Source organism: Curtobacterium sp. B8, assembly GCF_000333315.1.
Classification (GTDB): Bacteria; Actinomycetota; Actinomycetes; order Actinomycetales; family Microbacteriaceae; genus Curtobacterium; species Curtobacterium luteum.
On record NZ_BACW01000130.1, the window covers coordinates 1 to 5,795 of the forward strand.

General features: G+C 68.5%; 7 protein-coding genes. All 7 read left to right on the forward strand.

All coding sequences use genetic code 11. From position 1 onward, the window contains the following. Positions 1-150: 150 nt before the first annotated feature. On the forward strand, positions 151-609 hold the full coding sequence (locus I59_RS23690; protein ID WP_022902673.1) for a type II secretion system protein: 459 nt from the start codon (positions 151-153) through the stop codon (positions 607-609). A gap of 85 nt (positions 610-694) precedes the next feature. Further along, positions 695-1,846, forward strand: a complete 1,152-nt coding sequence (locus I59_RS03425; protein WP_022902674.1) for a prepilin-type N-terminal cleavage/methylation domain-containing protein — start codon at positions 695-697, stop codon at positions 1,844-1,846. After that, positions 1,843-2,076 (forward strand): hypothetical protein, encoded by a 234-nt coding sequence (locus I59_RS03430; protein WP_022902675.1) that lies wholly within the window; start codon positions 1,843-1,845, stop codon positions 2,074-2,076. Before I59_RS03425 ends, I59_RS03430 begins: the two co-directional genes overlap by 4 nt. Then, entirely contained in the window at positions 2,073-2,774 is a 702-nt protein-coding gene (locus tag I59_RS03435) for a prepilin-type N-terminal cleavage/methylation domain-containing protein (RefSeq protein WP_022902676.1), read from the forward strand. Before I59_RS03430 ends, I59_RS03435 begins: the two co-directional genes overlap by 4 nt. Continuing rightward, positions 2,771-4,633, forward strand: a complete 1,863-nt coding sequence (locus I59_RS22565; RefSeq protein WP_022902677.1) for a hypothetical protein — start codon at positions 2,771-2,773, stop codon at positions 4,631-4,633. Before I59_RS03435 ends, I59_RS22565 begins: the two co-directional genes overlap by 4 nt. Further along, the gene (locus I59_RS03445; RefSeq protein ID WP_022902678.1) at positions 4,630-5,469 is read left to right on the forward strand and encodes an A24 family peptidase; all 840 of its coding nucleotides are present in this window, start codon (positions 4,630-4,632) and stop codon (positions 5,467-5,469) included. Before I59_RS22565 ends, I59_RS03445 begins: the two co-directional genes overlap by 4 nt. Positions 5,470-5,505: 36 nt before the next feature. After that, positions 5,506-5,795 (forward strand): type IV pilus biogenesis protein PilM (gene pilM, locus I59_RS03450; RefSeq protein WP_031272698.1); only part of this gene is annotated, 290 nt, incomplete at its 3' end.

Sequence of the window (5,795 nt, forward strand, 5' to 3'; positions counted from 1 at the left end):
CGCCACCCCCGGTACTGGGGGCATTTCGGTACGCGGATCACCCCCGTTCTCGGGATTATGCGCAGAAACAGCGGTGAATACGCTCGTCAGCGGCGGCAGAGCAAGCCCCGAACCACATTCCCATTCACATTCCCAACGAACGGAATCACCATGTACTTCGCTCTCATGGGCAAGCTGAACGCTCGCCGCAAGGGTCTCCTCGAGGAGAACGAGAAGGGCTTCACGCTCATCGAGCTCCTGGTCGTCGTGATCATCATCGGTATCCTCGCTGCGATCGCCATCCCGGTGTACCTGGGCATCACGAACAGCGCGAAGGACAGTTCCGCGAAGTCGGACATCACGAACTTCAAGACCGCCGTCATCAGCATCCAGTCGACCAACGGGTCCTTCCCGACCGCTGGAACCTACTCGAACGGGACCGGTGGGACGCCGCTGACGGCGGCGCTGAAGAGCGCCGGCGCGAGCCAGGGCGCGGACACCACCACCATCACCTACACGACGGGCGGTACCGCGACGGCTCCGACGTTCAAGGTGGTCGGCCGCAGCTCGACCGGCAAGGACTTCTGCACGTCCGACACGTCCGGTGTGGTCGACGGCGCCAGCTGCTGACCTGATCCCGACCAACGGGCCGCGACCCACGTCGCGGCCCGTTGGCGCAACAACCCCCGTCCGCTGCGAACGAGAAGGACCGAGCATGCTGCTGCGCATCGTCGACCGCCTCCGCGCGGCGCGGGAGTCCGAGGAGGGCTTCACGATCATCGAGGTGATGGTCGCGATGACGATCTTCGCGATGATCGCCGCAGGCGTCGCCGCGGGCATCGTGTCGACGCTGTACCTCACGCAGGACAACCGATCGCGCGAGGCCGCTCTGAACCTCGCGAACCAGGCGATCGACCTCGCCCGCAGCACCAAGGACGTCTTCACCCTCGACGACGACACGTCGAGCCAGAACGTCGGGAACCAGTCGTTCACGATCAAGCAGACGACGAACTGGATCAACTCCGACGGCACGGACACGCCGAACTCCTGCGGCGCCGGGTCCGGTGTCCTCGCCTACAAGCGTGTCTCCGTCACCGTGTCGTGGACCAGTGGGACGTCGCCACGGCAGAAGAGCGTCGTCCTGGACACGCTGATCTCCCCGTCCTCGGCGGTCTCGAGCGCCAACGCCTCGACGATCGTGATCGGGGTCCGCACCGCGAACGGCGGCCCGAACTCCGGCGTCGCCGTGACCATCACACCGGTGTCGGGCGGCGCGAGCAGCCTCGCGAACCCCCCTGCGGCGACCGACTCGAACGGCTGCAGCTACGCGGTCGGCGTCACGCCCGGCACCTACCGGGTCACCATCTCGAAGGCCGGGAACGTCGACCCCCTCGGCGCCACAGCCCCGTACTACTCGGTGGCCACCGTCGCCGGCGGTGTGGGCAACAGGACGTTCCTCTACGACCAGGCGATCACGGCGACCTTCGGCTCCCCGCTCAACCTCAAGGACGGCGTCACGGCGAAGCTCCCGGCGAGCCTGCCGGTCTCGTACGAGTACAACGGCATCGTCAACACCTTCCAGACGACCACGGCGACGGTCTTCCCGTACCAGTGGAACGTGATCGCCGGCGGTCTCACGTCGACCTGCACGGATGTCGACCCGACCAACTGGCCGACGTCGAACAAGCTCGCGACGTCCCCGAACATCTTCAACGCGTCGGACGGGACGACCCCGGGCTTCCTCCCGACGACGACGCTGACGGCGACGGCGCGGGCCCCGATGGGGATCATCGACGTCAAGATGGGCGGCATCGACACCGTCCTGGCCGCGACCGTGAAGAACACCAGCGCAGTGGCCGGCGGTTGACCCGGCTGCTCCCCGTCCACGACTACTACTTCACCGGCATGACGCCGTCGAAGGCGACGACCATCGCGCTGCCGTTCGGCACGTGGACCCTCCGCGGGACCACCGCGATCGGCGGCCTGCTGAGCAGTGACTCGCAGAACGTCAAGGCGAACCCCGACGCGTCCAACCAGGTCGTCTCGACGAGCGGCAACACGGTGACGCTCGACCCCCGATCGGTGCCGACCTCGTGATCGTCCGTACTCAGCGATCGCTCGCACGGTTCCGGGCCGGCGAGGACGGCCTGACACTCGTCGAGCTCCTCGTGGCGATGAGCCTGTCGTTGCTCGTGCTCACGATCGCGGGCTCGTTCCTCATCTCCTCGCAGAAGGCGTCCGTGACCGCGCGCTCGGTCAGCCAGAACACCCGGTCAGCGTCGGTCGCGATGAACGAGATCGGTCGCGTGCTCCGGGCCGCGACGGACAACCCGGTGCCCACCGGCGACGACCCGCAGTACGCGTTCCAGTACGCGAGCCCGACGTCGATCCGCTTCTTCGCCTACGTCAACCTCGACTCGACGCTGTCGCAGCCCGTCGAGGTGCAGCTCACCCTCGATCCGACGACGAAGCGCATCACCGAGACGAAGTGGTCCGGGACGGCCGTCGCGGGCAACTCCTCCTACTACGCCTTCCCCCTCTCGAACGCGGCGACGCTCTCGAACACACCGACCTCGACGCGCGTGCTCGCGACGTCGGTGGTGAGCACGTCCCTCTTCACGTTCGCGGACGCCTCGGGTGCTGCGCTCCCGGCGACGGTCGGCGCGGTCGACATCCCGAACATCCGGTCGGTCGGGGTCTCGGTCACCGTCGGATCGAGCGCGAGCGACAAGAACGCCGTCACGCTCGCGAACACCGCGAGCCTGCCGAACATCGTGATGGGAGCATCCTCGTGATCCGTCTGCTCCGTACCCGCCTGCTCGCGATCCGTGCACACGACGACGAGCGCGGCATCGCCCTCGTTGCGATCATCGGGATCGGCACCGTCGTGATGCTGCTCGTGGCGACGATGGTCGCGGTCGCGACGTCCGGCAGCCGCGTCACCTCGACCGACCGCGACTGGAACCGGGCGATCGCCGCGGCCTACGCGGGGGTCGCGGACTACCAGTCCCGGCTCAACGCGGACAACACGTACGGGAACTACGGGCAGAAGGACGCACCGTTCAGTGCCGCATCGACCAGCACGTTCACGAAGGGCACCGGCAACAACCCGGCCTTCAACTACCAGACTGGTCAGCCATGGGTATCGGTCCCGACCGGGGACGGGTCGGCGAGTGGTGCCTCGTTCCGCTACGCCGTGGACAACAGCAAGCTCTCCTCGCAGGGCGTGATCCGTCTCCAGTCGACGGGCCGTTCCGGGAACACGACCCGCACCGTGGTCGCGAACGTCCGGCCCGACGGGTTCTCCAACTACCTCTACTTCACCAACTACGAGTCCGGCGACCCGACCGTGACGAACGAGAAGGCCGTCTCGGGCGGGACGGCGCCGTGCACGAGCGACTACCGACCGGTCGCGACGAGCGGGACCTGCGACCAGATCCAGTTCGGTTCCGGTGACGTCCTCGCCGGCCCGGTCCGGTCGAACGACCAGATCAAGGTCTGCGGCGCGCAGTTCCTCGGCACGGTGCAGAGCGTCTACGGCATCACGAGCAGCGGGTGCACGGTCGGGCGGTACGCCTCGAACCCGACGACCTCGTCAACCCTGACGCCGCCGGCGACGATCGGTGACCTGCGGGACTTCACCCGCACGGACCTCGCGTCGACGACGAACACGGTGGAGGGTCCGGGCTGCCTCTACACCGGCCCGACGAAGATCGTCTTCAACGGGGACGGCACCATGACCGTCCGATCGCCGATGACGATCGTCACCCAGGTCACCGGAGCGACGGCGACCGCGGGTGCCCAGATCACGGGGCCGCAGGGGTCCCAGACCTCTGATGCGACGAACAAGTGCGGTGACCCGACGAAGCTCCGGAGCGCCACCGGAGCCGTCGTGCCCGTCCCGAAGAACAACATCGTCTACGTGCAGAACGAACCCGCCGCCCGCGCCGGGAACGTGCAGGACCCGAACTACTGGAACGGGAACGCTGCGCTCAAGAACACCGCGACGGCGTGCACCGCGGTCGGCCCGCCGTCCGGCAGCGCCTCGACCCTCAAGCAGAACGGCGTGGGGTACCCGTTCATCGGGTCGTCCAAGAGCACCTCGGAAGCGGACCCGACCGCCGGGAGCGGCGTGACGGTCTCGGCTCCGTACGGCTGTGACCGGGGCGACGTCTTCGTCGAGGGCGTCGTCGACAAGGCCGTCACCGTCGCGGCGGAGAACTACCTCTACGTCACCGGCGACGTCACCTACCCGGCGACGCGATCGCCCTCGACCGTCCTCGGGCTCATCGGCCAGCGAGCGGTCTGGGTCTGGAACCCCATCACGTCCACCGGCAGCACGATCCTCCCCTCGGACCGTGAGATCGATGCCGCGATCCTCTCGAACACGGGCACCTTCGTGGTGCAGAACTGGACGAAGGGGTCGACCGCCGGACGCGGTGTGCTGACCGTCAGCGGCTCCATCGCCCAGAACTTCCGCGGCGCCGTCGGGCTGTCCTCCGGTCAGGGCTACAAGAAGTCGTACCGGTTCGACTCGAGTCTGGCGACCTACACCCCGCCGAAGTTCCCCCAGCCGACCGTCACCACGTACCGCGTCGCGACGCAGGTCGAGTCCAAGACGGCGTACGACGCGAACGGGGTGCCCCTCCCGTGACCGGTGTCCTCCCGTCGCTCGCGGCGCTGGTCGCCGCGTTCGGCGCCGCCGTCGGGCTCGCGATCGGTTCCTTCCTCAACGTCGTCGTCTACCGGGTCCCGGCCGGGCGTTCGGTGATCGCACCTGCGTCCGCGTGCCCGGGCTGCGAGCGTCCGATCCGCGGCCGGGACAACGTCCCCGTGTTCTCGTGGCTCGCACTGCGCGGGCGGTGCCGCGACTGTGCGATGCCCATCTCGGCGCGGTACCCGCTCGTGGAAGCGGTGACCGCCGTCCTGTTCGTGCTCGTCACCGTCCGGTTCCTCCCTGCAGCGGGTTCGACGGGGCGGGAGACGGCGGGTGCGGTCCTGCTCCTCGTCGCGCTGCTGTTCGTGATGGCCTGCAGCGTCGCCCTCGCACTCATCGACCTCGACACGCACACCCTCCCGAACCGGATCGTGCTCCCGATGTACCCGGTGGTGGCCGTCGCGCTCACGGCCGCCAGCGCGTGTTCCGGCGACTGGACGGCGCTCGGCCGGGGCGCTCTCGGCATGGCCGTCCTCGGTGGTGCGTACCTCGCGCTGGCGATCGCGGTGCCCCGGGGGATGGGCCTCGGCGACGTCAAGCTCGCGGGTGTGCTCGGACTCCTGCTCGCGTACCTCGGATGGGGACCCCTCGCTGTGGGTGCTTTCGGTGCCTTCGTGCTCGGAGGTACCTTCGGCATCGCCCTCCTGTTGGTCCGGCGGGCCGGTCGATCGACCGGCATCCCATTCGGGCCCTGGATGCTCCTCGGCGCGTGGGTGGGCGCGTTCTTCGGCGCTCCACTCTGGGACGCCTACCTCCGGCTGCTCGGCCTCTGAGCAGCTCCACCCCGAAGCCACCCGAAGGAACACGACATGGCGAAGAACATCGTCGGCATCGACATCGGCTCGGACGCCATCCGGGCGGTCGAGGTCGCTGACGCGGGCAAGCCGCAGCCGGTCATCGTGCGCGTCGCCGAGGTCCCCGTGCCCCTGGACGCCACCAAGCACGGTGAGGTGCTCGAGGCCAACACCGTCGCCGGAGCACTCCGCAGTCTGTGGTCGCTCGGGCGGTTCCGCAGCAAGGACGTGGTCCTGGGCATGGGAAACCAGCGGGTCCTGTCCCGAGACCTGACCGTGCCCCGTGCGCCGCTCGCGCAGATCCG

Coding starts and splice junctions, on each gene's coding strand:
- I59_RS23690 (WP_022902673.1), top strand. CDS start 151: ATGTACTTCGCTCTCATGGGCAAGCTGAACGCTCGCCGCAAGGGTCTC.
- I59_RS03425 (WP_022902674.1), top strand. CDS start 695: ATGCTGCTGCGCATCGTCGACCGCCTCCGCGCGGCGCGGGAGTCCGAG.